Origin of the sequence: Vibrio sp. SCSIO 43136 (assembly GCF_023716565.1) — a bacterium.
GTDB lineage: Bacteria > Pseudomonadota > Gammaproteobacteria > Enterobacterales > Vibrionaceae > Vibrio.
This window is the reverse complement of record NZ_CP071848.1, coordinates 992030-1017795: the sequence shown is the minus strand read 5'-3', so window position 1 is coordinate 1017795 and position 25766 is coordinate 992030. Positions and strand designations below refer to the sequence as shown.

The following is a 25766-nucleotide window of genomic DNA, read 5'->3' as shown; positions in this document are numbered from 1 at the left end:
GAGAAAAGGGAGCGCTAACCTATCCTAGTTCAGAGCTCCCTATAATTTCATTGACCGTGGTTCACTTTATAAGTTCACTTAGTTACTCCAATTGCCATCTCGCCACAATATCCTCGGCTTGTGCTAGTAACGCATCACTTGCGGATGATTGATAAAATTGAGCATTGGCTTTCACTTGCTCGACCGTATGCGCACCCGCAATAACAGGACCGACTTCGGGTTGAGCAACTAACCAGTGGATAGCTAAATGAGCAAGGGGAATATTGGCCTCCGCTGCCAAAGCTTTGAGTTCTTCAACACAGTTAAAGTAAGGTTCAAAAGCCTCACCATTGAGCTTAGGATTATTGCAACGGTCATCGTTATTGTCCCAGTTACCACTGCGTTTAAGTGCCCCTGTCAACAAACCTTGCATCAATGGTGAGTATGGCAAATACTTCATCTCATTCTGCTGACAAAAAGGTAGAACCTCTTCTCTCGCTTGATACTGCAGCGGGATATTGTGGTAGTGAGTTGGGTTTTGCTCCAACAGGTTATACAGCCCTTGGAAGGTCGCCACTTCAACGCCTTTCATCATCTCCTGAGTCATTTCAAGTGAATAGTTAGAGACGCCCACATGGCGGATTTTCCCTTGCTGCCTTAACTCCGCCAAGGCTTGCGCTGTTTCTTCAATCTGTGTGTTTGGATCTGGCCAATGCACTTGGTACACATCTAGATAGTCCGTTTGCAAACGTTGCAACGACGCTTCCACCTCAGCGAAAATACTCGTTCGGCTTAAGTCATTGGTAACATTATTATTCGCATCCCATGGCAAACCACATTTGGTTGCTATCACGACCTTGGAACGATCGATGCCTTGGAGTGCCTGGCCAAGTACTGTCTCCGCATGCCCTAGACCGTATACTGGAGCTACGTCAAAGAAGTTAAAACCATGGTCAACGGCCGCTCGCACAGCGTCAATAGACTCTCGGTCCGATACGTTGTTCCAAGTTCCCCCCATTGCCCAGCAACCAAAGCCAAGTGCCGAAGCTTGAATGTCCTTTATTTGTTTCGTTTTCATTCTGTTATTCCATTTTTAACCCGTGCTACTTATCGAGCACCTTTTGTTCTAGTTCATTAAGTGCATCAGCAATGCTTTGGCGTCCGTCGATAACGTTTGTTAACGCTGCTGAAGAGCCGTGCCAATAGCCAAGCATTTGAGGAATGTTCGGCATAATGTCACCATTACTCGCATTCTTAATTGCAGCCTGCACACGAGGTTGGTCAGCAAGCTCTTGAGAAAATGCCTTACGGGACGGCACTCCAATAGGAACTTGGCTGTTCATAAAGCGTAATGATTCCATTGATAACATATAGTTTTCGATAAACTCTTGGGCTAACTCATGATTTGGCGACGCCGTGTTGATCCCAGCCATTAGAATGCCTACAAATGGACGCGATGCTTTACCTTCAAACATAGGTAGCTGGGCAATCCCATAGTTTAGGCCCATTTTGTCCATGTTTGCCCAAGACCAAGGGCCGTTAATGGTCATTGCAACTTTACCCTTGTTGAACGCCGATTCAGCATGAGCATAGTCCATATCCGACGACATCACTCCTTCATCAATCATGCGTTTAAGAAACGCCATGGTATTTTTGGCAGCCGGCGTATTTACACCTGTTTGGGTTGGGATGTAACCATTGGCATCTTGAGCGAAGATATATGCACCATCACTAGAGTATAAAGGATGTGTGAAATATGGGTTTTTGATGTCCCAAGCAATCGCTTTGATCCCTTTTTCATTAAGCTGTTTATCTAAACTAAACAACTCTTCCCAGTGCTTGATTGGCTCCTTAATAATATCTTTGTTGTAAATCAGAGAAACGGTTTCAGCGGCAATTGGGTAGCCATATAGCTTACCGTTATAACTGGTCGCATCCCACGCATAGTCCTCAAATTGCGCTTTGTAACTAGGTTCTGGATTGACTTCTTTAACCAATCCAGAGGCCGCATAACCACCAAAACGGTCATGGGCAAAAACCATTACGTCCGGTCCCTTACCTACACTGGCAAACTGGACAAAACGCTCCTCCAAACTTTCAGGAAACTCTACCTTTACTTTGATGCCAGTATCGGCTTCAAATTGTTCCACCGCATAAGTCATGCCCTTTTGTCCCTTATCCAGTGGCATCCACACCGTAATTTGTCCTTCATCAAATGCGGCGACATTGACTGAATTCAAGGCGTACGCAACCCCTAAGCTCAATAGACTTAGTTTCTTCATATTTTCAGACCTTTTGTGTTAGTTAGTAATTAACCAATCATGTATTGGTATGGCTCGAGCGTTAGCGTTCCTTGAGCCGTGTGGTGGTAGGTTTGAGGTTTTGGAGATAGGTTAATCAACACCTCGACACGGTTTTTGTTCTTTTGTCGCACGAAGTGGATAACCTCTGAGTTATCACTAGGAATGAACTCTGGCAGTGCACCATAATTGCCATTCCAAAGCGCCTCATTTTCTCGTTTCAGGTGCAGCAACTTGGTGTAGAAGTCAGAGAGTTCATACTGTTTCCAGTCAATCGGGTCTTTTTCGAAAAACTCAACTCGTTTGTCGAGATAAGACTCTTGCCCACTATAGATAAGTGGCATGCCGTACAGCGTCATCGCAAGGACAGAAAAAGCCTTAAACGATTCGCCAAAATACTCGCTATCACTTGCTTCCCAGCTGTTTTTGTCATGATTGGTGGTAAACACCATTCGATACGCATCTTGCGAGTAAACACTGATTAAACTGGCAAGATAGTCAGGAATATCGCATGCCTTGGCACGGCCTTGGGCAATCTCTCCCATAAGGTCGTAGAAGCCCCAATCGTAAGTCATATCGAAAGCCTTGTTATGCAGCTCTGGTGTGGACCATTCGGCTAGCATAAATAGATGTTTATTTTGGTTGAGTTTTTCAGTCGCAAACTCCCAAAATGGTGTGGGTACCAGCCCAGCAACATCACAACGAAAACCGTCGATATCAAAAGTATCTACCCAGTAAGCCATTGCTTCTAACATGCCATCCCATAAGGCTTTATTGTTGTAATCTAATCCAATAACATCGGTCCAGTATTCGGTCTTTTTGCTGTCTACGTAGGTGTAAGGAAAAAGCTGACCCTGCTCATCGCGCTGATACCAGTCCGGGTGTTGCTTAACCCAGACATTATCCCACGCAGTATGGTTTGCTACCCAATCGATGATTAAATACATGCCCATTTGATGAACCGTCTCTACCAGTTGCTTAAAGTCCTCTTTAGTGCCTAAAGACGGATCTAGTGCCGTATAATCTTTTGCTGCATATTGACTGCCCAAACTTCCCTTACGATTGAGCTCGCCCACAGGATGGATCGGCATCAACCACAGAATGTCGACACCCATTTTTTTTAACCGTGGTAGATGTTCAATAAATGCCGAAATTGAGCCCTTGGCGGTGTATTGGCGAAGATTGACCTCGTAGATATTTTTATCTTTTGTCCATTCAGGATGGTTAAAGCCACCTTGACTTACATGTTCCATAGAAGAGTTTCCTAGCTTAACTGGTTAAAGGTTTACCCGTTGATTGTCGAACGATGAGATCAACTGGCGAAATCGTCTGTAGCTCGCTTGGCTTGGTTCCCGAGATCAATTTCACGATAGAGTTAGCGATAGGTTCGCTCGAATTGATCAGCGGTGAATGGGTCACGGTCAAAGGTGGATTGAACTCTCGACTCTCAAAGTGTTGGATGCCGTCATCATGGCTTATCACCGAGATATCCTGACCAATGGTTAGCCCTTTTTCAGCGGCCGCCATATACAGTCCATAAGCCACCTTAGTGCTGGAACATATGCAGGCCGTTGGTCGATCATCTGCGCCAAAGATAGCTGTTGCCAATTCTTGTCCAGCAATCACCTCTGGCGCACAGTGAAAGATTTCGCAGTCAGTGGCGCTCAAGCCGAGCGCTTCAATTGCTGTCGAGAACGCTTGGCTTCGAGTCCTTGCATAGGCCAACTTTTCATCCGAGTTGATAAAGGCAATCTTGCTATGGCCTAGTTGATGAAGAAAATTAACTGCCTGTGTTGCGACAGATGCATTATCAATATCAAAGTAGGCATACTCAGCAGCGCTGGTATCGTGTCCATGCACCACAAAAGGTATTCCCTTATCTAATAGAAATTGAATACGTTCATCGTTGACCTCAGGGGCTTTGAGGATCAATCCGTCTACCGCACTTTTAGACACGAAGTTCTTTAGTGCTTGTAAGTTGTTGCCTTGAAGAGATGAGTTGATTAATAGATCGTAGCCACTGCTACCAAGGCAATTGGTGATATTTGCCAACTCTGTTAAAAACGTCGGTGCGCATACCAGTTCATCGGGTGATTGCAGCATAATACCGACCATTTTGGACTTACCCGTCGCCAGCTTTTGAGCCACGCTATTAGGTCTATACCCTAGTTTGTCCGCCGCTTGCAGCACTCGCTGACGGGTTTTTTCATTAACTTCGGGATAACCATTGAGCGCACGGCTGACCGTGGCCATAGATAATCCAAGATGTTTTGATACTTCAGATAATGTCGTCATAGTGTTTTCGCAAAAATTTAAAGCGCTTTAAATTTATAGTTAGCTTACTTAATGTACAAACTGTGTGTGTATGAAATGTGAGCTGAAAAACGAAATGCGCGGAATAATTTAAAGCGCTTTAAATTTTGATGAAAAGTCACAATTAGAGGTGTAAGCCTTACAACAAAACGACACAATGAAGGATCAACTCATGTGGATGAATAGACTTGTAGAAGTCACCTTTGAGTCAATAAGATGAACTTCTCAGGGTCAATAAAGCGCTTAAATACTGGATGGGTTGGTGTGTAACCAGCCATCCACCTTTCTTCACCCGTTTGTGGATATTCCTCTCTGGTACCTAGTCGAATTGAGAAATGTAAATGTGAATGACTTCCTATACCAAAGGCCTCAGAAGGATCTGCGATATAACCCAATATATCCCCTTGCTTCACTTTTCCTGACGGTGCGATCGGCTTTTTCATCGATAAATGACCATACAAAGAATAGAGCCCATCCCGCTCATGATCGATAATCACTAACCCAGGATAACCTCGCATAAAGCCTGAAAAACTAACAACTCCATCAGAAATAGCGTACACAGGCTCACCGACATCGGCGTAATAATCGATAGCAGCGTGATAGAGATTTGGAAACCGAGGGGCAGTATTAAAAGATGCAAAGCCCTGTTGTAACCTGCGACTGTCTAACGGAAAACGATAAGGTTTAGTGTGAGTGGCAATATGCTCAAGTTCAGGGTGTATTCGTTGTAGCTCCATTTGAGCATCACGCTGCTTGTTATCAGTCCACTTTTTGGTACCCAATAACAATACAGGTAGAAAAAGTAGCGTAATGACCACAAGATTGGCTGGTGTAATTTTCATTAAGTTTTAGCCCTTACTCTTAATACCTTAGCTCGGTTTGATTTCATTGACGCTACTTTTGTCTTCAGTTCATGCTTTTAACAATCTTGAAAAACTAAATACTCAGGCCTGAAATACCCTGTCTCGATCACCCTTATACACTTGTGTTATCAACTGCTCTAAAGCAAGAGTGGTGTGATGCAGCAACATTGGCAACTCTTCACTTTGAATACCCGCCAGATAAAGTAGTTGTTCAATGTTGTGTTCAAAGTCTTGCGGCAGATGTGGGCACCACCTTTTAGCCACGTCGAGTAATCGTTTCTCACCAGGGTGAGGCAGTTGGTTGAGCGCAAACAAAATATCAAAGTAACTCGCCAAGTACTCGGTGAGTCGATGGTGCACACTGATAATGTCGTTGCGTTGCAGCGCCTTCTTTATCTGAGTGGCATAGGCAGGAAAAGCATCCCTTAGCAGAGGAAAATTCTTAGTAATGATGGCATGGGCAAGCTCAACTGGGTAATCAACACGGTACTTCGCTTGCAACCGAGTGAGCTTTTTGTCTCGATCATAGAGGATTTGACAGTTGGTAAGATTGGACCAAAAACAGGTGCTGTATCCCGTGCTGGCTTGATACTTAAATACCTGCTTATCCAATACCTCATCGAGCCAATCGATACTTCGGTATAAGATCTCTATTTCCGTGCCCGAGTTTAGTCGACCATCATCCTCGGTTTCCCAATACTGGTTGTCCAGCTCCATTTCAACGCAATGTTCTGCGGTGATCTGTTCCCGTAGTGCGACAGGAATTGGCTCTGAGGTGTAAATATAGACATCATAATCGGACAGCTCGTCATTCATCTGAGTGCTATGAGAGCCACCTAAAGCGATGGCTTCTACCTGCTCAAGCTGAGAAAAGTGGGTCACAAGTGCGGCTAAATCTGATTCCATGGTTCTCCCTCTTGGCGACTAGTATTCACCCTCTACCATATGCAATCAGGCAAACGCAAAATGAGGTAACTCACACAGATTTTATAATTTATCTAAGCGATTGAAACTAAATGCAGTTCCGTTCGAAGATTTATGAGCCTTAGATTGGTCGTGGCAACCATGTGGATGGGTCTAACTATTGAACCCCACTCCCTGAGATGAACTCCCACTGCTCTACCCCAGTTTTTACTAGCATCACTGAGTCTTGATCAAAGCGCTTAGCATAGACCTGTGCAATAGCCTCAGCCTTATGAAGATCTTGAGCATTGAGTATGATAGTCACTATCTTTGAATCTTCAGGCTCGGCTTTCCAATACCCTACCGAGTCGACTATATTGAACCCATCAAACTGTGGTTCGATGGTATCAACAACAAAGTTCTGCCACTGCTGTGACGTGACTACACCTCCGGCTGGGATCGATAAGCCGAAGTAAAGTTGTACTTGATACACATCGTTGGCGTTCGCTTTTATCGGTGCGATCGCCAATAGCATCGCAACAACCACTGGCATTGCGAATTTATTTATTAACATCAGTTTTTCCTCAAAAGCGACGGCGTAGGCAATGCATTGCTTAGCATCGCTCACGCCGCATAATTTAAATACCTCTTAAATAGCCTCTTTTACGGCCACACTCCATTTCCCACTGCACGCCATATGGATCTCGCCAATAGAAAAATGACATTGGGAAAGGCGAAAGCAACATAGGTGGCCCTGCGACCTCATCGTGCTCATGCCCATCAGGGTAACGTACGATCTCAACCCCCGGTTGGTCTTTCAGGTAATTGAATGCTTCCATGATGTCATTCACTTCCAATGCGGTATGACGGATGCCACCCATATCATTGGTATTTTTGATTGTCACCCGCTGCTCACCCATTGGCTCGTAGTAGCGCATCAGCTCCAGATATAAACCTGCAGTCGGATGATGTAAGAAACGAATATCGACATCAACTTTGCCGTCTTCAAAGCCTGCGTCTTTGGCAAATGAGGCAAGCGTTAGGTGTGGATAATCCATGATTTCACCAGACTCATCATAGGCTTGCTCAAAGCCTAGTGTGCGCTGATAAAATGCCGTCGCTTTGTCGACATCATCCACCACAATATTCAGGTGTGAAACCGCCGCAATATACTTGGAAGGATCATTTGGTGTTGTAATTCTAGAAACAAGCGAAGAGCAGAAATCGGGAGTAACACCAGTACACATAAGCACTGTGTTTGCGCTTTGGCACTCGTGCGACGCAACCAAGTAGGGTTTGTAACTGTTGCCAGTACTAAATCGCCCAGCCTTAGTATCATCAGGGGCAATAGGAAACTCGACTGCGACTTTCTCCCACTGGTAATTGTTAGGGTTCTCGACAAAACCTGCCGCCAGCGCATCAAATGGATTAAAGCCTTGTGCGCCAAACTTGTTTTCCCACATCTCCAACCATGGTTGAGTGTGTTTTTTCAGATACTTACCTGCACCACTCGACTCGCCAAGTGTTTGTAGATCGCTTTGAGTCATCCAAACTTGATTTGCCAGCTCAAAGGGAGTTAACACCACAGGCACACAGCTTTCGATCAGTACTTTCATTGCGTCTGGGTCCAAATCAAAGTTGAGGTCGCGAAATGGAACCTCTTGCTTAGGGCCAACGACAAAACTCTGCTTAACGCTGCTGCGACCAGCAACGAAAATCACTTGATCAATCTGTTTAGCAAGCTCTGGGTAAAGCAAAATAAGCGTAGCTATATTGGTTGCGGGGCCAATCGATACAATCGTCATAGACTGCTTGCGAAGTGCTTCTGCCAACGCAAGCACTGCCTTATTCTCTTTGACTTCATTGACGTCCAGCTTAGCCGCCGCACCTTTTTTCACAGGCAAGGCAACAGGACCAAATCGCTTAGCCATTGTTTTTGCCAACTTATAAGCGGTATCTACATCGGTATTGCCAAACACTGCACTCACGCCAACCACTTTGACGTTGGTTGAATTAAACAAACTGAGCAGAGCATACGCATCATCCACATCGCAAGGCACTCCTGACTCAGACTGGGTACCAATAGAGATATCAGTGTCCACCCACACCTTGGTTTTCTCTAGCGCATCAAGAATGGTTTTCACCACCAAATCCACGGAGGCTGGATTTTGACCTGTGATTAACCCTTTTTCACTCACAACAAAATGCGCATTAGGTTTTTCGCACTGATAACAAGCACCTTTGTCCACCAGAGCGTCTTCAAGATGATACGGCAAAGCTTCGATATATTGGTGAGGCGTCAGTTTCTCTTCTGCATCGGAAAAAGCGGTCAGTTTTAGCCCAGCAACTAAAGGAGTTCCATCAGGCTTTTGCGCTGAAAGTAACCCTGTAGGCCCATGGCACACCGAGCCAATCAGCTTTTTATCGGCATAAAACTCGCTCACGATACGTGCTAGCCCGTGGCTTTGTCGAAAATCCCACAATGTTCCGTGTCCACCACATAGAAACAGAGTGGTGTAAGCACTGGTATCAACCTCAACCACAGAAACCGTATTGTCCAATTGCCCCATAGCAAAAGCAGATTCTTGGAATCGTTTTACGGCGGGGGTGACAGTTTCCCCCGTGGCGCTCAGCGGGTCTGCTTTTGCCAAGCCACCTCGAATTGATGCGATTGTGACTTCATAGCCTGCATCATAAAAGCCCCAAAATGGGGTGGCTAACTCATCAAACCAAAATCCAGTATGTTTATCGGTGCCATCTAACTCAGTATGGCTAGTCACAACAAGCAGTGCTTTCTTAACATTTCGGCTGTTGTTTCGAGGTTGTGTGGTCCACATAAGCGTGTCTAAACTCCTTTTGCACTTATTCGATTATTTCAGCTTAATCATCACTTGATTTCGGCCGCTGTTCTTAGCGCTGTACAACGCCTGATCGACACGGTTTAGCACCGAGTCAATGGTGTCTTTGTTTAGTACCGGCGTAACGCCAATACTAACGGTGACCTGTTCAACGGGGGAGTTGTCTTGTTTCGCGATTTGTTGGCCAAGTTTCTTAGCACTGGTCGTCGCACCGTCAATATCACTCATACACAGCACAATGAACTCCTCTCCGCCCCAGCGCCCTGCCATGTCTACACTGCGAATCGATGCCTTTATAGAAGCCGATACGTTAACTAACACCCTGTCGCCAGTATTGTGGCCATAGTTGTCATTCACAGATTTAAAGTGGTCCACATCCAGCATTAATAGCGAGACTGGGTGACGACTTTGAGGATCACTTTCCAGCAAGTTATGCAGCTGTTCTTCAACGAAACGGCGATTATATAACCCGGTTAATTGGTCAGTGGTCGACAATGTGTACAAGGTTTGGTTGGTATCTGTGAGCTGCTGATTGGCTTCATAGAGCTTTTTGGTTCGCTCTTTAACTAGCTCTTCGAGGTTGTTATTCATCTCTTCAAGATCGCGATACATTCGTGCATTTTCGAGTGAGATTGCGGCTTGAGATGCGATAATTTTCAGAGTTTGCACTCGGTCAGCCTGAAATGCCTCAGCTAGATGAGTATTCTCAAGATAAAGCACACCTGACATAGTGCCTTGACGAATAATAGGTACACACAGCACCGAAATATCCCCCTGCTGACGAAGATAATTACAGCGCTCGAACTGCTCATCGTGCTCTGTTGGGGTATAGACGACCGGTTGGCCTGAATTGATCACGTAGCGCACAATCGTGCGAGATAAGCAGGCAGATTCGGCATACGGCTTATCCAGCCCTTCGGTATCATTGGTGTCATTTTCTGCCGTAACCTTCTGGGTTACGAAGAAATCTCCACCATTTTCCAGTAATAGCAAACCGCGGGTTGCACCCGCATTTTCAACCGCTAAATTCAAAAGCTCTTCGGCCAATTTATCCATTTGCATGTGCTGGGAAACGGCCTGTGACGCTTTAACCACTGAGCTCATATCGAGAATAGATGAAAAATCATCCGTATTGACCGTAGAATCTATCGTCGAGCTAATGTTTACACCAGAACTGACATGACTCGCCTCAAGTTCTGGATACTGCTCTACAAGTGCTGCCACCTTTCCGCTGGCTCCCCACTGCTCATATCCTTCCAGTGAACGTTGCAGATAGTGCTGCGCCTGATAAGGCTTGCCTGCTTGCGACCAAAACAGTCCAGCCAACTCATCAGCCAGCGCTGCATCCATTAAGAAGCGTGATTCCAATGCGGCTTCTCTTGAAAGTTCATACAGATCAAAAGCGCCAAGTACATCGCCTTCTAAACGCTTAACTTCGGCTTGAAGCAATAACGATTTGTGTGCAAAGTTGCCCGGACAAAGCTCGGACCAAACCTTAAATTTATCGACTAAACTCTCTACCCAAGCCAACTGTTTGTCTCGTTCTTTGCCACTGAGTTCGGTGCAGCCCGCCGTTAGGTGCAAGCCAGTATAAAAACAACTATCAACTTGGATGATCTGCGCCTGTACCGTGTTTTCAATGATTGGCAACCAAGCTTTGAGCGTAGTGGCAGGTAAAATGTCGCGAGCCAACAAAGAAGCGCGCAATACGGAATAGGCCGTATGGCCGAAGAAGAATGGAGCTTCTTGATAATCTGTCAGTAACTGCTCGGTACAGAACAACTCACCGTCAATCGAAGAGAAGCTTGGCGTCTCGCCTTTGAGGTGCCTTAGAGGCTGCAAAACTATCAGTTGAAGAAGTTGGGCAATATCCCCGAGACGATTACCGGTCAAATAGTCTAAGCTGCTATCTGCCTGCGCTTGTACTTGTTCAAGACTTGCTCCCGACGCAAGCAAGACGTGCGGCATTTGCAAAAACACCCAGCCAGCATACGGCGAGCCCGATTCCATCGATAACTTGGACGCTTCGTGCCAATAATCGTAACTGCTTTTTAAAGGCTCCAACCAGTGATTAATACCAAGAGAAAACACATGATAGGTGTAGTTTTTAAACACTGGGTTTTGATATTTATCCGCCAGTTTGATCGCTAACTGACCAATCTCGTGCCCCTGTCGGTAGTTACCGCTAGAGCAAAGTATGGTGGCATAGTTGATGTATCCGGCTGAGCTTGCGGCGCAGTTGCCCCGCTCCATAGATAGTCGAGCGCTGGTTGCGGCAACCACTGCCAATAGCGGCCCCTTACCTAATAGGTAACCATCGGTGAATGCATCAAATAAAAGCTCGTGAGTTAGGCTAAAACACTCATCCTCAATATTGGCTTGGTGGAGCAAGCGTTGGTGGTCCGTTTGCTCAAGCAATTTCTCAATTTTATTCTGCTCTTCGCCAAACAGAGCCATAAGTGATTCATCGTCTTCTGGCAGCTCTATTCCCAGTAACTGCAAGGCTTCGTATTCATACTCCAGTGAGCGTTGATACGCGCCTTGGTGGTGGTATTGCTTCGCCTGAATATTGTATAGATTGAGCTTCTCTTGATCAGAAATATCTCGGCTTCGAAGATCACTGTAAAGCGCCTCTGCTGCGTCAAACTCAGAGACTAAATAGCAAGCCTGCGCTAACTCCAAATCAATCGTCACCGACAGATCACTGTTTGTAGCGTCGCCAAGCTGTTGCAAAATGGTTTTGGCATGACTTAAACACGAATGAGCAACACTAAAAGCTGCAGAGCGCTTAGCTCTCTTTCCTGCCATTAAGTTAAGTTTGACCAAGAGCGATTTTTCTTCACTAGTGGCATATCGGTAGCCCTGATTTTGGTGTTCTACCGCATCAAACAGCACCCGCTCTGAAGGCTCATCAGTCTGTTTAGAAAGCAGCTTTTGCCCGATAGCCCAATGCAACTTTTCCTGCTCTTCTGAGGAGAGCAAGCTATACGCCGCTTGCTGAATTCTATCGTGAACAAAAATAAATTGAGTATCTGGTAACTTGTCATAACCGTCGGTGGTGTATAGCTCAAAGTCATCATCTAAAGGCTGGATATACCCTTTTGATACCGCTGGAATAAGAGACTTGGCAAGCTCAGAGCGCCCGTGGTTCGATAAAGCCGTTAACAAGTCCAGGCTAAAGGTATTACCAATGCAGCCCGCTAACTTCAATAGCTCCAATGTCTGGGTGTCAAGACCACTCATATTGCTTTGCAACATAGCTACGGAGTTTTCGGCCCTTGGCATCAGATTAAGCGCTTTTTGATCCCAAACCCAACGCTTACTCTCGTAATCGAAACTGAGCAGTTGTTGTGTATAAAGCGTGGTTAGCATTGTTTTATAGATCAGAGGGTTGCCACCTGTTTTGTCACATAATGTGGCGTTTAGCTGTTCATACTCGGACGGTGACAGTACGACACTGTCTTTGAGCAAATCTATTAAAGTATCTTTTGGTAGCTCGCTCAGTTCCACTACCACAGTATTGGTGCAATTGCCTTGAAGCGTCGGCATAGCAATCATTAACGGATGGTGCTCTAAAACTTCATTGTCGCGATAAGCACCAATGATCATTAGCGTAGACTGACTTAGTTGGGCGGTCACAGCCTCCAACAAGGTCAAACTTGCAGGATCTATCCACTGAAGATCATCAATAAACAACACGATTGGCTTTCCAGTGGTGCCCAGTGCATGAATCAAGTTAAAGAAAGTGGTGTTAAAACGTGTTGATGCGGCTTCTGCCGATAGCGGCATGACTTGTGGCTGTGGACCAATCAGCAATTCCAACTCAGGGATTACATCGATCAGCACTTGGCCATTTCCACCCACCGCCTGTTGCAGCGCTTGCTGCCAGAAAGTCACACTGTCATGACTTTCTGAAATGATCTGACGAAACAGTCCTGATACCGCCTGCAAAATTGCCGAATAAGGCTGATGGCGCAGCAGTTGATCGTATTTACCACTGGTGATGTAGCCACCTTGGGCTGTTAGTGGTCGATACAGCTCTCTCACTAGCGATGTTTTGCCTATCCCTGAGTGGCCAGCAACAAAGACCAGATGACCATTACCCTGACTTGTTTGGGCAAAGGCATCGAGCAAACGCTCAGTTTCCTGCTCTCTACCATAGATGGTTTCAGGTATCCTTAAACTGCTATTTAGTTCTGCTGAGGCGAGTTCAAACGGCTCAATGGCTCCAAACTTAGTCCAAGCAGCCAAACATTGTGACAGATCAGCTTCAACGCCCTCGGCACTTTGGTAGCGGTTATCTGGTTTTTTACTCAGGAGTTTAAGAACAATACGGGCTAGTGCTTTAGGCACCATTGGAGAGATTTCATCAGGAGCGGTAGGTTCGAGGGCAATGTGGCTATAGATAAGTTCGTTGGTATCTTTGGTTTCAAAGGGGAGTTGCCCCGTAAACAGCTCGTATAGTAGGACCCCAAAAGAGTAGAAATCAGTTCGATAATCAAGCCCTCGATTCATTCGCCCAGTTTGCTCTGGTGACATATAGGGTATCGAGCCTTCGATGAAGTTTGGCTTGATGACCCCTCTTGCTCGGTCAGGAAACTCCAACGAAGAACCAAAATCAAGCAACGAGACTTGCTGCGTTTCGGGATTGAATATGATGTTGCCCGGAGAGATGTCTCGATGACAATAACTTTGGCGATGAACCGCACTTAAAAGCTGCGCAATGGCAATACCAATGGTCAGTGAGGATTGTAGGGATAAATGATGCGTATCTAGGTATTCTCGCAATGAGATGCCTTCGACCCACTCACGTACTAAGACTGCGGAGTTTTTGAGTTCAATAAACTCGATCTGAGTTGGAACGCCTCTACCATCACCTTCGATAGCGCTCATGATCTGATATTCGCGCTTTAACGCCGAAAGCTGCCTAGGATCAGGAAACTCACCTGTTGGACATTTGAGCGCCACACATAAGTTATCTTTATCTCTTTTTGCCCTAAAAACTTTACTATGAGCCCCCGTGTAGATCTCTACCAGCTCAGAGTACCCCTCAATATTCATCTCAACCATCCTGACATCCTCAACGCACTGAATTGGCGCTGTTTTAATCGTTCGACTAACCCTGTCGATAAACTCATCAGTTTACCTAGTAATGATTTAAATGATGTGATGGAACTCAATTATGCATATGCTGAATTCAATGCAATCCGGTCAAAAAGCTAGCTTTTGACCAAAACTTGAACTTTATACGCAACTTATGAGCACAGGTAAGTAGGGATGACGGAATCCATTTATCCCGCCTGTTAACAAAAGCATGTCACGTCACCTCAGAGAATTACCACTTCCAATAACGAATTCTCTACTACGATCTTCCCCTGATAGTGATAAAATCTCCCCACTAGAATTACCGAGAAACACTATGTTCATCCACCATGTAAACGGCATCGATTGGCTAGTGATTACAGCCTTTGAAGAACTGAAACCAATATTTATTGAAGATGCTGGATCGATCCCTTCATGCTTCTCTATCTCCAGTGAATTGAGCTTGATTGATCAGGCCAAACGTTCCTATGGATATTTGCCTTCTCTCGACGGCGTGATCACAGATACTGGCACATTTATATGTGAAACTAATGAAGAAGATCTAAACCCTCAACTTGCGTGCTTGGTCGAGGGACGTGGCCGAGTGTTTATTTATCATGGCGGGTTTGTGGCTTTTGTTGATGAAGAGCGCACCTTTATTACTAGAGTGCGCTGAAAGCAAGCTCAACATTAGCTTGAGCCACTTGTCCGGAGTCTGGACATCAGCACACTTTAAATCGACTTAACGAAGATAGCCCAATTGCAGCGAGTATTGAACCTGAGAGTTTTTCCACTTAAACAATTGAAATTTTCACTTGAGTATCGTCCTCCACAAACTCAGCGATGACGCCGTCATACATTGCTAATTGTTCATCATGAGCCGAGTCTTTAATAACCTTTATAATAGTTTGGGTAAATCCTTTCATGAACTGAAATTCTTCAGGATCATCAAACGTGTCCCCAGTTAGGCGACCAAGAATGAAGCGATAAATATAATCAGGAGCGTACTTACCAAAAAGTGAGATAACTAGTATTGGGATTTTTGTCTCCGATGTACATATACCACTAATCACTTTAGTTTGATTGATGTGAAGATAACGCATTTATAACTCCTTTTAAAAATAGTGAGCCTGTCAGGCTTGGGCCTCACTCACCTACAGTTGTAATTTGGTTGACATCTCACCACTATAAGCAACATTATGCATTACAAGCTTGTAGACGATTCAATTTTGTTCGTCGCACATCACGTTTACGCCAAGAGAACACAAGCAAGACATTGAGCCGATGTGATGACACTCGTATAAGTAGCGCAGAATATAGAAAGAAAAGCTCGATGAAAGGAGTTAATGCCAAAAGCACTTCGAGTAATAGGCCAATAGCAAAGAGTTGTTATTAAAAATTGCGGGAATTGCCAGTCACCATACAAACGTACATAAATCCAAGCATGAGGATTGAGCATCCTTTAGCACACAGTTCGTATGGTGACGGCTACCTGTTCAGCGAGTTATCGCTTACCAATGACCATTAGTTCATTGCCTCATACATAGTTTTCGTCAAATCCCCGTCTGGATCACCAGATAGCTCCCACGAGAAAATACCTCCTAAATTTACATTTTTCGCCCACTCGGCTTTAGCGCGGATTGAACGAGCATCATCAAATGAAATAAACACTTTCTTGTCTGGGTTCCACAAATACGGGGCTTGAGCTTGTTCATCGTACTTGTACTGATAGCCTTGCTTCGTACCGTAGTTTTGCATTAGATCCCAAAACATAAAGTAGCCGTTCTCGCCAGTACCAAACTGCGCTCCTTGGTTGGAGAGAAGATCAGAACTCGGCAGACCACCATCGTAATTCTGGGTTTCTTGCCAGCCACGACCATAATAGGTTGCACCAATGACCAACTTCTCAGCAGGAATACCATGCTCGATCATCTGATTGATAAACACATCTGCCCCCATTCCCCACCAACTGCGCTCTGTTGCGTGTAAGTTGGTTAGGTGTCCAGTCTGCTGGCCCCAACCACCTAGGAAGTCATAAGTCATCGCAAACATATTAGTCAGGTAAGGTGCGGCAGATTTCCAGTCAATCTGCGCCGCTTTTGGCCCTACCCCAACCGCAGTAGAGAGCTCGTACTCACGCTTGGTGGTTTTCTCCAGTTTATCCAGCTCAGTACGCAAAGATTTTACCAGTAGGGTAAAGGCTTCACGTTCACTCTGCTTCTGTGCATCATCTAGCTTGGTCTCTGGGTTCCAAGGTGAGGTTGTGAGGCCACCACCTCCCGGATATTCCCAGTCCAAATCGATACCATCAAAAAAATCATATTGGGCGATCAGCTCAACCGCTGATTTGGAAAACTGTTCGATAGCTTTGGGATCTTTCGCCATTGCGTGGAATGGTTCTGACATGGTCCAGCCACCAAAAGAAGGAAGGATCTTCAGCTTTGGGTGCTCACTTTTAAGGTCTGCCAACTGAGCAAAATGCCCTTTATATGGCACGGAAACCTGTACCTGACCAAAGTCTTTTTCCAGTGCGGCTTCGCTATCGACCACGATAGCAGTAAAAGGTGCTTTACCCTCACACTGCTTTGCTATCAAATCTTGGACGGTTTCACTGGCACCAGTATGCGGCCCACACATAGATAAAAAAGCGTATATCACATGAGTCAGGTTTTCTGCCGGAATATCCTGCACAGTATATGGGTTGTCCTTGTTAGCGTATTGCCAATCTGCAAAATAACCCGCAACGACTTTATCTCCCGCCATTGCTGGCATGCTCAGCGCTGAGGCTACCAGCCCAGCTGCTATCACCTTCTTCATTTCATATCTCCCTTTGTTAAGTGTTTATAAAATAACCTTCATAAAATTTGTTCAATGACTGAAATATTTAAAAGGTGATACAGGAGAATAATTCATATATTTTTCATCACTTTATTACGATTCTTGCATGTGGAATTTGTAGTGCCTCGCAAAGATATAGATACAACTTAGTCGTTAAATTAGTCGCTAGGAAGAGTCAGGGAGTAATGGTGGTATTACTTGAGGGCTGATTAGGTATATCAGACCTAATCAGCCCTCATAAACTAAAAAATCTAACAGGAAACCTGTGAGCTACTTAATCTTAATAACCAAAAGCGTCTGACCTGATTAACCTCCCTCGCAACCCTTTTCAGGGCTTTCTTCAATTTACCCCATGGGATGGGTGCACATTTATAGAACGAGTATCTGTATATCGCAAATGCGATCGACCACAAAATCATCATAATCAACTAGATGCATTCAATTGGTAAAATAATAACCGAATTACGTTAACTGAACGAGTTTTAATCTTTCGGTCACCTTCGTAATCATGTTGGTTGGAGTTATACATAAGTAAAGGAAAAACTAATAAAATCAAAAGGTAAATTGTTAGGGGGCTTGGTGGGTCTGTGTCTGGCGGCACTACCTGTTACCAGTCTTGCAGCCTCTAGCGTGACAGACTTCTATCATTTGCTGGGAAAGCCTGTGAACGCAGTGACTAGTGAAATACTTGACCAGTCATGTTTGACAACCAAGGTATGGGGTGCGGCAGAGGTTCCTACTGCTCCAAAAAGGGCAATTCGAAAAACCATTCACAGCACTAACGACTTGCTGTCAGCCATAGACATAGGACGCTCGATTAATTTTGTTGAAGACAGATATCATCACATTAACTTCAGACAACAGATAGTTGATGACTATATTGCAGCTAGCCACCCGGCAGCTACGGTGATGTCATTAGTAGTTCCTGGCAGAGCCTTTATGATGGATCAGTCAGGACCTGAAGTCCCTAGCGAGCTCGATGCCCCCTCAGAAAAACTATTGGTTGACCGAGAGCTTCAACAGTTCCGAAGCTTATGCGGTGATGAGCGACTGAGAAAGTATGTTCTTGGCCGTCGTCTAGTTGCGATTGCAACGGCAGAGTCAGATCATAAAACAAGAGAAGAACGAGAGTCGACAGCACTGAAATTTTCAACAGCTCTTACTGAAGGTGGACAGGTTCTGCAAGCCTTTCTGGCAGACCATTCTCAATACGAATTTAGCCTAAACGTCTACCTCTACGCCAACCAAGACTATGACTCTCCTTGGACCATGGAGAACTTTAGCGAGCGCCTATATGACTTCGATGTGAATGGCGAAGAAAAAAATACAGTACTATTTATCGATTCGGATGGTTATAGTGGATCGCTAGAGTTGATGATCAATTGGGCTTATTATGATCTCTTTCCTGATGTCAGGCCTGCCAAAGCGCGGGTATCAGAGTGGCAAGAGTTTATGGATAGATACCATGGATCTCGCTGTTCTTCGGATGCATCAGCTGAACGCCAAGCGCTTTGCCAGCTCACCAGAAACAAGTTTGACGCTATGCTATCCAACTGTGCTGATATGAGTACCTGGGATAGTTGTATTGCACCAAATGATAAAGCCTGTACTTTGGATGATGGTAGTTATTGCGACGCCTTGTCTCTTGTAGAGAAGATTGAAATAGAACAAGGCTGCAAAGCGGAATGTAAAGAAGATACTCAGGATGATCCGACTCCGACGCCAGTTACTCCAACGGATGACTCTGCTAGTGCAGGGAGCACAGGGCTACTTGGGCTACTGTTACTGGTATTTGGGGGAATCAGGTTACGCAGACAAAACTAACTCTTCATCATGCGTAAAGGGCTCTAGTGAAACTAGAGCCCTTTTTTCACCCTCAGAGGTAATCATGAAAACCTATATAGAGAGGTTGATACCTATCAGGAAATACCTAGGGCTCAGATCTCCAAGTAACCAATAAACAGTGATAACCCAACGAAAACAATAGCCAGCCCCGCTAACCTTTCAACCACATGAATATAGTTTGACAAGAGAGTTTGCACTTGTGTTTGTCCAATAACGGTAGCAACAAATAAGTCCCACAATAGAACTGCGCAAAACATCCACAGCCCGCATGACACTTGCTGCGTCAATGTGACTTCATTGCCTAACATCACTGTCATTAAACTCATATAGAAAAGCGCATTCTTAGGATTCAAGATCGCAGAGTTAAAGCCAAGTACTAACTGTTTCAGCGCCGTTGGTACTGGTATTTGCTCGAAACCTACATCGGTCCCTTGTTTCTTGCTTCTTAGTAGCATGGACCCTAACCACAATAGCCATACCCCGCCAACTACTTCAACAACTAGATAGATGACCTGATTATTACGAATAGCCATCAAACCAAAGATTGAAATTCCTATATAAAGCGCATTTCCCAAAGCCACGCCTAAACAGATGAAGCGGCTTCCTTTTAGTCTATAACGTATTGAGTGAGCAACAATTAAGAAAAAATCTTGGCCGGGAGTTATTAAAGCAAGAAAATGAGCTATAGCTAAAGCCGGAAATGCAACTGGGAAAAAAGTAGAGTACGACATATTAGGTTATCCATTTGAAATACCCTATTACTATGCTGTAACCAGTTTATTCATTATTGTCGAAAATTGACTTCATTCGCTGATATTGTCTAGGCGTGGAAGCCGTATAGCTCACAAAAGTTCGATGCAACTGACTTTGGTCATAAAAGCCTAACTCATTAGCAACATCAGTAATGTCCATACCTTCTTTCAAAAGTGCCTTTGCCATCTCGACTCTATAGTTGTTAAGAAATGACTTTGGTGTAATACCGAATTGCTTTTTGAATTTTCTAATTAGTGTTTCTTGAGTATATCCAAGGTACTTGGCAATGCATTCAAGCTGCGGAACATTTTCCACATCATTTAGGAGTAGTTCTCTGGTTTGGTATGCTAGGCCTTCATCACTGTCATCCATGCAGGGCGAACAACATCGACTTAGAATATCGAGAATTAAACTTTCTACTTTTATTGCGATATGTGGTAAGTCGCACTCAATTAACATGGATATTAAGTTGCCAGTATCTACTCTACTAACTTTATTGGTAAACAAAGTATGATCCACTCTGAAGGCTTTTACCTGGTAACCAAACAGCTTCGATAATGCCTCACAGCACCATTGATGATCGATATAGAGCATGCGATAGCTTCTAGGCATGCCGCCAACAGGATTACAAGCATGAACCATATTCGGCTCAATAAGAATCACGTCACCTTCTTTTAAGAGCACATCTTCCTTACATAAAGACAAACATGTTTGACCTGAGAGCATAATTCCAACAGATAGCTCAGAATGGTAGTGGGCTTTATAACCCTGTGCACTATCTCGAGTAGTCCGGATGGTCAAATAAGGTATAGATTTACTACTCCAATATTCTTGACTGATATTTCTTACGTTGTTCTCCATACAATCACATTGCCTTTAGGCTAAACATAAGCCTAATGAGGTTTCCAGATTACGTAAAATAAGTCAAATTCTAGACTTGGGTTATAACTGAAAAATGAATGAAACTCGGACCAAGGACTAATTAGTCATCCTGTGTAGTGGCATAGTTAGGCACTACTGTGTGACCGATTAAATTGATTTAGACTGACTTAAAAAGAAAAAAGACAAAACGCCAGATAGCAAAAAGCCGCTCATTGAGCGGCTTTTTTAAAGGGTGGGAACCCAGCCACATCCCGGCACACAAGTCACTCGCTGCGGCTGCTCCCTTCCGGGCCTGACCGAGTTCACGAGCTATTGTTGCGAGAGGACCAGGCCCCCATAGATTCGTTTTCTTATGGCTTGTTGCCAAAGAGTGATGAGGATTATGTGCTATCGGCTTGGCTATTGCAAGGCAAACTAAGTGCTTTTTAATTCAAGTGCCTAACTATTGCGCAGCGTGATGCCGATAGCGCCAATTTGAAGATTAATGCGTTTGCTCTTCGTCACATGCTCTTAGGATGTAGTCGGTTGCCCATGCAGTGCCAAGGAGGAAAATCCACACTACAAATACTGGGTTTGGTACCTCAATATTACCTGCAGCGACCACAGCGGCGAATGCGACGGTTGGCAATGTCCAAGTGAGTAGTGTGCTCCACTTCATCTGCTTACTTAGCTTTGGTAAGGTCTCGGCGGATGCGATGATGCCTACCAAACACAGAGCGATCACTGCCGCATGTGTCCAGCCTCCGATCCAAAGGGCCAAAACAAACGCTAGGCTCCACCAGCTATGCTGTGAAGATGAGCGCCAATGGCTCATGGCGTACCAGATGCCCATCATGGAAAGGGTTTGAATCAGTGTGACTTCCCAGCTTCCCGGGATTTTGGCTTCTGCCTGAGTCACCATAATGCCTAACTGCATCACGAATATAATGGCTGCGCTCGAAATCAACACATAAACACTAGAGCGTCGTGAGAAGGTGACCATCAATAGTGGCAGTAAGATCAAGATACTCAAAGACATCGCAATAGGCTGATGGGGTAAGGTAAACCCATAGATAGCCACAGAGGCGAGCAATAACAACCCGGATGCGCCCCCTTGCGGTAATATCCACAATGCAGGCACCATCAGCGCGATCACTGGGATGTCTCCCCCACTGATGCTTAAAGAGTGTGCACACACCACTGCAAGAATTGTAGTCACGGCAAATTGGATTACAGACAATACCATCGCGCCTCCTCGTGTTAATCCATTATGAGGTCGCCTCTAGTGCGATATACTATTAAGAAATCAATCACTAGGACAATTTCAGTATGGACGAGTTTTTGCGCCAAATCTTTGCAGTGATTCACCAAATTCCACAAGGAAAAGTTTCAACCTATGGCGAGATCGCAAAAATGGCAGGTTATCCCGGTTATGCACGTCACGTTGGGAAAGCGTTAGGTCGATTGCCTGCTGGCAGTCAATTACCTTGGTTTAGAGTCGTCAATGCTAAAGGGGAGATCTCACTCAAAGACGAAGATCTGATAAGGCAAAGACAATACTTAATAGAAGATGGTGTGGAGGTCTCAATGGCAGGGAAAATTAAGCTTAGACAATATCGTTGGCAGCCCTAAGACTGCCAACTCAATTCAAAACGTTTATTGCGGATTCCCGATAGCGATCAGCTTCAAGTCCACTTCATCGGTTTCATTTCCATCAGTGATCACTGAATAGACGGTATCAGTGATAAATTTCAGTTGTCCATCGACTGTGATTCGAGCACTCACAGAATAACGATGATTTTCGATGATCTTACTTGGGTCATAGTCTAACTGGTAGGCAAACGGTGATTGGAATCCAAATGAGTCAAATTCAGTTCGGGCAATTTCCACCGATGGTGCGTCCGCCAGCGAGATATCTTGCAGCGTTACGGTAACTTTGGCGTTCTCTGGCAGTGCTATACGCTCACGATAAGAAACTGTGCCCACAATCGTTGCCACCGCCAACTCTTCTTGATTGTGATCACTTGAGTCTGAATACTGGCACCCCGCCAATAAAGAAACCATAATCAGCAAAAATGCAGTCAGTGATTTGTTCAACATATCTTACTCCCAAATCGATAATTCCTCGCTTGAGTATATCCTCGGCTTGAGTTTTGTCCGTATCCAAGGTATTTATTTGACATAACTTTTACGGAGGTACGATGAGTAAACCATTAAATGAACTGCTGGATCTTTTGCAGTTAGAACAATTAGAACAAGGTCTGTTTCGCGGTCAAAGTGAAAACCTAGGTCTGCCTCAAGTTTACGGTGGTCAAGTGATTGGCCAAGCACTCTCCGCTGCCCGCTATACAGTAGATAGTGATCGTACCGTGCATTCATTCCACAGCTATTTTCTATACCCGGGCGATCCTGAGAAGCCAATCATTTATGACGTAGAGAACCTACGTGATGGACGAAGCTTCTCAACCCGCCGAGTCAAAGCTATTCAAAATGGCCGTCCGATTTTCTATCTCACGGCGTCTTATCACAGTGATCAGCCGGGCTTTGAGCACCAGAATGCGATGCCACAAGTGGCGGCGCCTGAAGAGTTACTATCAGAGTCTGAACTTGCAGAGCACATCGCTGAATACTTGCCAGAAACGCTGCAAAAAATCTTCTGCGCAGAGAAGCCTATTGAGGTGCGCCCTGCCGTGGTTGTCAACCCGCTACAACCACACCGCACAGATCCGAAACAGTATCTATGGATCAAAGCCAATGGTGACGTGCCTGATAATCAGCTTATCCACCAGTATTTGCTGGCATATGCATCCGACTGGGGCTTTTTAACTACAGCCCTTCATCCACACAAAGTGACCTTGATGACACCTAAGTTCCAAGTGGCGACTATCGACCACTCTATGTGGTTCCATCGCCCAATCAAAACCGATGAATGGTTGCTATACGCAATCGAAAGCCCGACAGCAAGCAACTCTCGCGGACTGGTTCGAGGTGAGATTTTTAACCAAAAAGGTGAGTTGGTGGCAAGCGCCGTTCAAGAAGGGGTAATGCGCTTTACCAATAAGACACTGTAACCTTCGACGATAACTCAGCAATCAATTAAGGCGACTCTCTGTCGCCTTTTTTATCCATCGCCCCGGTTAAACCGGAAGTACCGTCGATGATTTGAGCGGTTCCATGGCAAATGTCGACGTCACGTTAGTCAAACCTTCGACACTATTGACCAAGGTTTTGTAAAAGGTGTCAAACGCACGCATATCTTCCACTTGGACCCGCATCATATAGTCATACTCCCCGGCCATTCGATAGAAATCCATCACTTCTGGCATATCAACGACGGCATCAACAAAAGCTTGATACCAATCATGGGAGTGATCACTGGTCTTCACCTGAACAAATGCAGTAAAACTAAGGCCTAGCTTTTCAGGGTTTAATATCGCAACTTTACTTGCAATCACCCCTTCTTCTTCCAGTCGTTTGATCCGCTTCCAGCAAGGTGTGGTGGTGAGGTTGACCGACTCTGCTAGGTCATTAAGCGAGGTTGTCGCATCTTTTTGCAAGATTGATAGCAACATTCTATCAACACTATCTAGTTTTACTTTATCCACAATCACCTCAAAAGATTTGACGAAAAACCAAAAGAAAGAAATTATTCCTTCTCACGCCGAACCTTGGAGACTCACCAACCCTACAAAGGAATACATGTAGAAAATTTTTCTATCCTGTAGCGATATAGAAGCAAAATTAGCAACAAATTTCCACAAGCAATACTTTAAATTACTACATAACGATTAAGAATAATGACGCTAATGGTCAAATAGAAGGAATCCTCAATGAGAAAGCACTTGTGGCAATCGTTTATCGATGTAATGAACAAAGATGTAGTCCCTGCCCTTGGATGTACCGAGCCAGTATCGGTTGCGTTGGCCAGTGCCATTGCGGTGGAGAAACTCGGAATCAAAGATGACGCTTCTCAAGTCACCATCTGTGCTAGTGTCTCTCCTAACCTGATGAAGAACGGCATGGGTGTCGGGATCCCCGGTACAGGTATGGTCGGCTTACCTGTTGCTGCGGCGATTGGTGCGATTGCCGGTGTGCCTTCAGCCAAGCTTGAAGTGCTTAAAGAGATCAATGATCACGATGTGAAAATAGCTAAGCAAATGCTAGATAACGACCAAGTGACTGTTGGTGTTGCAGATGTCGCACACATACTTTATGCGAAAGTGACCGTGTTATACCAAGACCAGAGCGTGGCCGTCACTATAGCTGACAGTCATACCGACGTTGTTTCCATTGAAGAAAACGGAATGACCACCTTCTCTTCTCAAACGCAAAAAGGGCAAGACTTGCCTCCCAGTACCAACCCGTTTGAAGGAGTCTACTTACAAGACATTTTCGATTTCGCTGCAAACGCACCTATTAAAGATCTTCAATTCATTCAACAAGCTAAAGAGCTAAATCAAGCACTATCCCAAGAGGGTCTAAGCAAAGATTACGGGCTGCAGATCGGGGCAACGTTTGCTCGCAATGAACAGCGCGGCCTGCTCTCAGGAGGGCTACTGACTGAGATCCTAAAGCGCACCTCAGCCGCCTCTGATGCGCGCATGGATGGAGCGATGAAACCTGCTATGAGCAACTCGGGTTCAGGTAACCAAGGCATCGCTGCCACCATGCCAGTTGTCGTTACTGCCGACTTCCTCAACAGTAGTGAAGCGAAAACTATCCGAGCGCTAGCGCTTTCGCACTTGGTAGCAATCTACATTAAAAGCCATCAAAACAAACTCTCGGCACTATGCGGAGCCACGACGGCAGCCATGGGCTCAGCTGCGGGTATTACTTACTTGCTCGATGGTGGTTTAGAACAGGTCAGTGACGCTATTTGCAGCATGATTGGTGATGTTGCTGGCGTTATCTGTGATGGTGCAAAAACCGCATGTGCTATGAAGGTCTCCTCTTCTGCTGGTGCCGCACTCAAAGCATCCCTAATGGCGATTGATGGTATTCGAGTGACAGGCAATGAAGGCATCGTAGCCAATGATGTTGACCAGTCGATTGCCAATCTATCCTCATTAGCCAACGGTTCGATGACCCAAACTGATGTGCAGATCTTGGATATCATGGTAAATAAATAGCCTCAAACCAAACATCATATTCTTTATTAAGCGGCTCATCTT

Annotated in this window: 21 protein-coding genes and 1 other RNA gene; 5 read left to right on the top strand and 17 right to left on the bottom strand. The window is 45.1% G+C overall.

The genetic code is table 11. The annotated features are described in order from the left end of the window. Nucleotides 1-82: 82 nt before the first annotated feature. The 9 genes from J4N39_RS04885 to J4N39_RS04845 form a co-directional block, all read right to left on the bottom strand. On the bottom strand, nucleotides 83-1057 hold the full coding sequence (locus tag J4N39_RS04885; RefSeq protein WP_252022500.1) for an aldo/keto reductase: 975 nt from the start codon (nucleotides 1055-1057) through the stop codon (nucleotides 83-85). 25 nt (nucleotides 1058-1082) lie between these two features. Further along, a complete protein-coding gene (malE, locus tag J4N39_RS04880; protein ID WP_252022498.1) occupies nucleotides 1083-2261 on the bottom strand; it encodes a maltose/maltodextrin ABC transporter substrate-binding protein MalE in 1179 nt (392 codons plus the stop codon). A 29-nt stretch (nucleotides 2262-2290) separates the two neighbouring features. Continuing rightward, nucleotides 2291-3532: an alpha-amylase family glycosyl hydrolase gene (locus tag J4N39_RS04875; protein ID WP_252022496.1), complete on the bottom strand. Its 1242-nt coding sequence runs from the start codon at nucleotides 3530-3532 to the stop codon at nucleotides 2291-2293. 16 nt (nucleotides 3533-3548) lie between these two features. After that, nucleotides 3549-4574 (bottom strand): substrate-binding domain-containing protein, encoded by a 1026-nt coding sequence (locus J4N39_RS04870; RefSeq protein ID WP_252022494.1) that lies wholly within the window; start codon nucleotides 4572-4574, stop codon nucleotides 3549-3551. A gap of 215 nt (nucleotides 4575-4789) precedes the next feature. Beyond that, nucleotides 4790-5434, bottom strand: coding sequence for a M23 family metallopeptidase (locus tag J4N39_RS04865; protein WP_252022492.1), 645 nt, complete (start codon nucleotides 5432-5434; stop codon nucleotides 4790-4792). A gap of 102 nt (nucleotides 5435-5536) precedes the next feature. Further along, nucleotides 5537-6361, bottom strand: coding sequence for a nucleotidyltransferase family protein (locus tag J4N39_RS04860; RefSeq protein ID WP_252022491.1), 825 nt, complete (start codon nucleotides 6359-6361; stop codon nucleotides 5537-5539). A gap of 175 nt (nucleotides 6362-6536) precedes the next feature. Next, on the bottom strand, nucleotides 6537-6932 hold the full coding sequence (locus J4N39_RS04855) for a DUF3574 domain-containing protein (protein ID WP_252022490.1): 396 nt from the start codon (nucleotides 6930-6932) through the stop codon (nucleotides 6537-6539). Nucleotides 6933-6996: 64 nt separating this feature from the next. Then, nucleotides 6997-9195: a nucleoside hydrolase gene (locus J4N39_RS04850; RefSeq protein ID WP_252022488.1), complete on the bottom strand. Its 2199-nt coding sequence runs from the start codon at nucleotides 9193-9195 to the stop codon at nucleotides 6997-6999. 33 nt (nucleotides 9196-9228) lie between these two features. Further along, nucleotides 9229-14286, bottom strand: a complete 5058-nt coding sequence (locus J4N39_RS04845; protein ID WP_252022487.1) for a diguanylate cyclase — start codon at nucleotides 14284-14286, stop codon at nucleotides 9229-9231. A 349-nt stretch (nucleotides 14287-14635) separates the two neighbouring features. On the opposite strand from J4N39_RS04845, the gene J4N39_RS04840 reads away from it, so the two are divergent. Next, the gene (locus J4N39_RS04840; protein WP_252022486.1) at nucleotides 14636-14974 is read left to right on the top strand and encodes a cytosolic protein; all 339 of its coding nucleotides are present in this window, start codon (nucleotides 14636-14638) and stop codon (nucleotides 14972-14974) included. A 118-nt stretch (nucleotides 14975-15092) separates the two neighbouring features. Here J4N39_RS04840 and J4N39_RS04835 read toward each other — a convergent pair whose 3' ends face one another. After that, complete coding sequence (locus J4N39_RS04835; protein ID WP_252022485.1) at nucleotides 15093-15401, bottom strand: hypothetical protein; 309 nt, start codon at nucleotides 15399-15401, stop codon at nucleotides 15093-15095. A 421-nt stretch (nucleotides 15402-15822) separates the two neighbouring features. After that, entirely contained in the window at nucleotides 15823-17115 is a 1293-nt protein-coding gene (locus J4N39_RS04830; protein WP_252022483.1) for a glycoside hydrolase family 18 protein, read from the bottom strand. Between the two features lie 600 nt (nucleotides 17116-17715). Between J4N39_RS04830 and J4N39_RS04825 the strand changes: the two genes are divergently transcribed. Further along, nucleotides 17716-18960, top strand: coding sequence for a hypothetical protein (locus J4N39_RS04825; RefSeq protein ID WP_252022481.1), 1245 nt, complete (start codon nucleotides 17716-17718; stop codon nucleotides 18958-18960). Between the two features lie 113 nt (nucleotides 18961-19073). Here J4N39_RS04825 and J4N39_RS04820 read toward each other — a convergent pair whose 3' ends face one another. From J4N39_RS04820 to J4N39_RS04805, 4 genes are all read right to left on the bottom strand, one after another. Continuing rightward, nucleotides 19074-19712 carry a LysE family translocator gene (locus J4N39_RS04820; RefSeq protein WP_252022479.1) on the bottom strand — a complete coding sequence of 213 codons (639 nt, stop codon included), beginning with the start codon at nucleotides 19710-19712 and terminating at the stop codon, nucleotides 19074-19076. Between the two features lie 46 nt (nucleotides 19713-19758). After that, on the bottom strand, nucleotides 19759-20595 hold the full coding sequence (locus J4N39_RS04815) for an AraC family transcriptional regulator (protein WP_252022463.1): 837 nt from the start codon (nucleotides 20593-20595) through the stop codon (nucleotides 19759-19761). Nucleotides 20596-20851: 256 nt separating this feature from the next. After that, an RNA gene (gene ffs, locus J4N39_RS04810) (signal recognition particle sRNA small type) lies at nucleotides 20852-20948 on the bottom strand. A 149-nt stretch (nucleotides 20949-21097) separates the two neighbouring features. Next, nucleotides 21098-21841, bottom strand: coding sequence for a VP0952 family biofilm-associated protein (locus J4N39_RS04805; protein ID WP_252022460.1), 744 nt, complete (start codon nucleotides 21839-21841; stop codon nucleotides 21098-21100). 83 nt (nucleotides 21842-21924) lie between these two features. Here J4N39_RS04805 and J4N39_RS04800 point away from each other — a divergent pair, with 83 nt between their 5' ends. Next, nucleotides 21925-22227, top strand: a complete 303-nt coding sequence (locus tag J4N39_RS04800; protein WP_252022456.1) for an MGMT family protein — start codon at nucleotides 21925-21927, stop codon at nucleotides 22225-22227. Between the two features lie 24 nt (nucleotides 22228-22251). Here J4N39_RS04800 and J4N39_RS04795 read toward each other — a convergent pair whose 3' ends face one another. Next, nucleotides 22252-22695 (bottom strand): YbaY family lipoprotein, encoded by a 444-nt coding sequence (locus J4N39_RS04795; protein ID WP_252022453.1) that lies wholly within the window; start codon nucleotides 22693-22695, stop codon nucleotides 22252-22254. Between the two features lie 101 nt (nucleotides 22696-22796). Here J4N39_RS04795 and tesB point away from each other — a divergent pair, with 101 nt between their 5' ends. Beyond that, the gene (gene tesB / locus J4N39_RS04790) at nucleotides 22797-23666 is read left to right on the top strand and encodes an acyl-CoA thioesterase II (RefSeq protein ID WP_252022450.1); all 870 of its coding nucleotides are present in this window, start codon (nucleotides 22797-22799) and stop codon (nucleotides 23664-23666) included. Between the two features lie 66 nt (nucleotides 23667-23732). Here the strand turns inward: tesB and J4N39_RS04785 are convergent, their stop codons facing one another. Then, nucleotides 23733-24200 carry an Lrp/AsnC family transcriptional regulator gene (locus tag J4N39_RS04785; protein ID WP_286036832.1) on the bottom strand — a complete coding sequence of 156 codons (468 nt, stop codon included), beginning with the start codon at nucleotides 24198-24200 and terminating at the stop codon, nucleotides 23733-23735. Between the two features lie 225 nt (nucleotides 24201-24425). Between J4N39_RS04785 and J4N39_RS04780 the strand changes: the two genes are divergently transcribed. Further along, entirely contained in the window at nucleotides 24426-25724 is a 1299-nt protein-coding gene (locus tag J4N39_RS04780; RefSeq protein ID WP_252022448.1) for an L-cysteine desulfidase family protein, read from the top strand. Nucleotides 25725-25766: the final 42 nt, after the last annotated feature.

Bases quoted from the DNA above. Each gene is read 5' to 3' on its own strand.
- J4N39_RS04885 (WP_252022500.1), bottom strand. From the start codon at position 1,057: ATGAAAACGAAACAAATAAAGGACATTCAAGCTTCGGCACTTGGCTTT.
- malE (WP_252022498.1), bottom strand. From the start codon at position 2,261: ATGAAGAAACTAAGTCTATTGAGCTTAGGGGTTGCGTACGCCTTGAAT.
- J4N39_RS04875 (WP_252022496.1), bottom strand. From the start codon at position 3,532: ATGGAACATGTAAGTCAAGGTGGCTTTAACCATCCTGAATGGACAAAA.
- J4N39_RS04870 (WP_252022494.1), bottom strand. From the start codon at position 4,574: ATGACGACATTATCTGAAGTATCAAAACATCTTGGATTATCTATGGCC.
- J4N39_RS04865 (WP_252022492.1), bottom strand. From the start codon at position 5,434: ATGAAAATTACACCAGCCAATCTTGTGGTCATTACGCTACTTTTTCTA.
- J4N39_RS04860 (WP_252022491.1), bottom strand. From the start codon at position 6,361: ATGGAATCAGATTTAGCCGCACTTGTGACCCACTTTTCTCAGCTTGAG.
- J4N39_RS04855 (WP_252022490.1), bottom strand. From the start codon at position 6,932: ATGTTAATAAATAAATTCGCAATGCCAGTGGTTGTTGCGATGCTATTG.
- J4N39_RS04850 (WP_252022488.1), bottom strand. From the start codon at position 9,195: ATGTGGACCACACAACCTCGAAACAACAGCCGAAATGTTAAGAAAGCA.
- J4N39_RS04845 (WP_252022487.1), bottom strand. From the start codon at position 14,286: ATGGTTGAGATGAATATTGAGGGGTACTCTGAGCTGGTAGAGATCTAC.
- J4N39_RS04840 (WP_252022486.1), top strand. From the start codon at position 14,636: ATGTTCATCCACCATGTAAACGGCATCGATTGGCTAGTGATTACAGCC.
- J4N39_RS04835 (WP_252022485.1), bottom strand. From the start codon at position 15,401: ATGCGTTATCTTCACATCAATCAAACTAAAGTGATTAGTGGTATATGT.
- J4N39_RS04830 (WP_252022483.1), bottom strand. From the start codon at position 17,115: ATGAAGAAGGTGATAGCAGCTGGGCTGGTAGCCTCAGCGCTGAGCATG.
- J4N39_RS04820 (WP_252022479.1), bottom strand. From the start codon at position 19,712: ATGTCGTACTCTACTTTTTTCCCAGTTGCATTTCCGGCTTTAGCTATA.
- J4N39_RS04815 (WP_252022463.1), bottom strand. From the start codon at position 20,595: ATGGAGAACAACGTAAGAAATATCAGTCAAGAATATTGGAGTAGTAAA.
- J4N39_RS04805 (WP_252022460.1), bottom strand. From the start codon at position 21,841: ATGGTATTGTCTGTAATCCAATTTGCCGTGACTACAATTCTTGCAGTG.
- J4N39_RS04800 (WP_252022456.1), top strand. From the start codon at position 21,925: ATGGACGAGTTTTTGCGCCAAATCTTTGCAGTGATTCACCAAATTCCA.
- J4N39_RS04795 (WP_252022453.1), bottom strand. From the start codon at position 22,695: ATGTTGAACAAATCACTGACTGCATTTTTGCTGATTATGGTTTCTTTA.
- tesB (WP_252022450.1), top strand. From the start codon at position 22,797: ATGAGTAAACCATTAAATGAACTGCTGGATCTTTTGCAGTTAGAACAA.
- J4N39_RS04780 (WP_252022448.1), top strand. From the start codon at position 24,426: ATGAGAAAGCACTTGTGGCAATCGTTTATCGATGTAATGAACAAAGAT.